The sequence below is a fragment of the Janthinobacterium sp. ROICE36 genome (assembly GCF_002869965.1).
Taxonomy (GTDB): domain Bacteria; phylum Pseudomonadota; class Gammaproteobacteria; order Burkholderiales; family Burkholderiaceae_D; genus Janthinobacterium.
The window spans coordinates 1-2,958 of the sequence record NZ_PEBS01000149.1 but is presented as its reverse complement, the minus strand read 5'-3'; the positions used below and the strand labels follow the sequence as shown (position 1 = coordinate 2,958).

Sequence of the window (2,958 nt, the reverse complement as noted above, 5' to 3'; positions counted from 1 at the left end):
CGGCTGTGAAGGGCTTGGGTCATGGCGCTGGCGGTGAGGTGACAGGAATCAACAGTGTACTCAACAGGCGCCTGGCTTTGAAGTAGGGCAAGCTGCGAATAGGAATATGATCACCCAATTCTAAACAAGTATTGCACTTCGATCGATGCTGTTGGAAAGGACGATGTTAATTTTTCTCGCTTCAATCATTTTCTTTTTTACTATTGATAAAATACGTTATCAATAGTAAATTGGGCCTTGCCGGCGCGCGTCGCGCTGGCGCCACGCTACCAGGTGCGCGGCCCATCTTTTTCGAAAAACATCATGTCCTCAGAAAACCAGAACGTCGCGTCGCGCACCATCGCTTTCCTCGCCAGTCTCCATGGCCACCACGAACATCACGTCGACGGCCGTGCAGCGGTGCTCGACCTGCTCACGGGTATTGCCTACGTGCCAAATCTGGACTACGAGGACGCGGTGATGCTCACCATGATTGCACCAGGCGGCGCTGTCATTGCTGACGCCGTGCATACCCACAAAGTCGTCGAGGCGTATCTGGTCCGGTACGCGCAAGCCATGGCCATTGCGGATGGTGGCAGCGTCCAGGCGCAGTACGAGCATATCCAGCAGCATTTTGCGGTGAAAACCGGCAGCTAATTCATATGGAGATGGCGATGTCGAATACACGAAACTTGGTCATCGGCGCAGAGCCGCGCAGCGGCACGTCGCTCACAGCGGCGCAATTTCACCAGTTGGCCGATGTGCCGCCGGCGCTGACCTGGTTCGCCAACATCGATAATCCACAAACCCGCCGCGCCTACCAGGCCGACCTGGGGGAGTTCATGGCGTTGATGGGCATCGAGCAACCGGAACAGTTTCGCGTTGTCACGCGTGCCCACGTGCTCGCCTGGCGGCGCGATCTGGAGCTGCGCGCCTTGTCCGGCGCCACGATCCGGCGCAAGCTGGCCGCCCTCTCCTCCCTGTTCGAATACCTGTGCGAGGCCAACGCCGTGACCGGCAACCCGGTAAAAGGCGTCAAGCGGCCGAAAATGGTCAGCCAGGAGGGCAAGACGCCGGCCATCGGCGATCACCAGGCGCGCTCGCTGATCAACGCGCCCGACGCCGGCACCGGCAAGGGGCGGCGCGACCGTGCCATCCTCTCCACCCTGCTCTATCACGGCCTGCGCCGTGCCGAGCTGTGCGCGCTGGCGGTCGGCGACCTCCAGGAGCGTCGCGGCGTCAAGCATCTGCGTATCCACGGCAAGGGCGGCAAGCTGCGCTACGTGCCGCTGCATCCGGCCACCGCCGAGCACATCGCCGATTACCTGGTGGCGGCCGGCCACGGCGACGACAAGGCGGGAGCGCTGTTCCGCCCGGTCAGCGGCAATACGCGCCGCACCGAGCACACCGCGATCACCGCCGATGGGGTCTACAAAATGCTGGCCGGCTATGCCGCGTCGTTGAAAATCGATGTCGCCGGCTTCGGCCCGCATGCTTTGCGGGCCACTGCAGCGACCAACGCACTTGACCATGACGCCGACATTGCCAAGGTCCAGGAATGGCTGGGGCACGCCAACATCGCCACGACGCGTATCTATGACCGACGCAAGATGCGCCCGGAGGACAGCCCCACGTTCAAGGTAGCTTACTGATTGTGACTGCAGGGAGTGCCGTTTTATATTTCACAGGATGTACAATATATTGTACATTCCTTTAAGCGGAAAATAATGAGCCTCCACGTGATCGGGCAAGAGATTTATAGGCGGCGCAAGGCGGTCGGCCTGACTCAGCAGCACTTGGCTAATCTTTCTAATCTATCGCGCCAGACCGTACAACGGCTGGAAGCCGGGACCATTAAAGATCTTAGTTTTCAACGCTTGACCAAGATCATGGGCATTCTCGGCTTGAGTTTCGATCCTCCGTCGTTGGCGGCCCGGAAACGCAAAAATGGCCTGTGGATGGCCGCCAAAACCAGCAGCGTCAGCTATAAAAAAGAGATGAGCGTTGAAACCTTGCAGCATGCGCTTTCCACGGGTGAGGTTCCTCGCGGATACGAGGCGCAGATGCTTCATTTTCTTGACGAGGCATCGGTGCAAATTGTTGTGATGGCGGTAGAAGAAGCGGCCATGATCTCCAATGAAGCGCCGACGAAAGTATGGTCGCGATTGGCTAAGCTCGGTCCGGTACTGGGCGCCGAGCGAAAAGAGGTTTGGGGATGAGCCTGTTATTTGAAACCGCCCTTCTTGCACGCGCAAGGCAAATGGCTTGCCCATATACGCGCTCAGTTTAATTGTGCAACAAAACCATGTTCGTCTCTACTTGCACTTGCCACGTGCCTTTGCCAGAGCCACAAAGGGTAAAGCGTAAACGCCACGAACTTCAACAAATAGTATGGAGGTAGACTGTCTTTTAAGGCCATCGGAGTGAAGGCAGTCGGGAACCTCAGCATCCTTTACGCCTTTCTCGAAGCGCCGGAATGCCTCACTCTGAGGCGATAACGTATACCGCGACGCTAATTCAGGAGGCATAGAGGGGACAGGCACATCACTCGGATCTTCTTTCAAAACAGACAGATCAAATTCCAATGATAGTGCTGAATTCTTTATTACATTGCTAATTTGATCACTTTCGTTAATATATTTACCTTGCATCATTGAGTTGTTGCCACAGTTAGTGGGTTCTAGTAAGCATGCAGTCTCCTCAGTGCTTGGGCTTGGACTTGGGCTAGCTCTTGCTGACCCCCAATACACTAAAAAAAAATAAAAAGCAAGTGGAAATATTTTTTTCATAAGTAAACGAAATATTGTAAAAATCAGTTCTTTTTTTAGCAAAAAAAAAATGGACAAAAAATGGTAACTGTTCAGCCGGGGGCTGGCTGAATCGGGTTTCCAGCGAAGGCGCGTTGCAAGACGGCGAGCATGCCATGGCCTTGTTTCCGTAGCGTGTCGAGGCAGGAGCGAATAACGCAGAAGTTTTGCG

Annotated in this window: 3 protein-coding genes and 1 pseudogene; 3 read left to right on the top strand and 1 reads right to left on the bottom strand. The window is 55.5% G+C overall.

Annotated elements, in window-relative coordinates:
- Positions 1-237 precede the first annotated feature (237 nt).
- From CSZ94_RS27020 to CSZ94_RS27010, 3 genes are all read left to right on the top strand, one after another.
- Positions 238-636: a hypothetical protein gene (locus CSZ94_RS27020; RefSeq protein ID WP_102124315.1), complete on the top strand. Its 399-nt coding sequence runs from the start codon at positions 238-240 to the stop codon at positions 634-636.
- Between the two features lie 17 nt (positions 637-653).
- The gene (locus CSZ94_RS27015; protein WP_102124314.1) at positions 654-1,631 is read left to right on the top strand and encodes a tyrosine-type recombinase/integrase; all 978 of its coding nucleotides are present in this window, start codon (positions 654-656) and stop codon (positions 1,629-1,631) included.
- Positions 1,632-1,706: 75 nt separating this feature from the next.
- Positions 1,707-2,198: a helix-turn-helix domain-containing protein gene (locus CSZ94_RS27010; RefSeq protein WP_102124313.1), complete on the top strand. Its 492-nt coding sequence runs from the start codon at positions 1,707-1,709 to the stop codon at positions 2,196-2,198.
- Between the two features lie 96 nt (positions 2,199-2,294).
- Here CSZ94_RS27010 and CSZ94_RS28385 read toward each other — a convergent pair.
- Positions 2,295-2,958, bottom strand: a pseudogene (locus CSZ94_RS28385) (hypothetical protein); the annotation flags it as partial.

Bases quoted from the DNA above. Each gene is read 5' to 3' on its own strand.
- CSZ94_RS27010 (WP_102124313.1), top strand. From the start codon at position 1,707: ATGAGCCTCCACGTGATCGGGCAAGAGATTTATAGGCGGCGCAAGGCG.
- CSZ94_RS27015 (WP_102124314.1), top strand. From the start codon at position 654: ATGTCGAATACACGAAACTTGGTCATCGGCGCAGAGCCGCGCAGCGGC.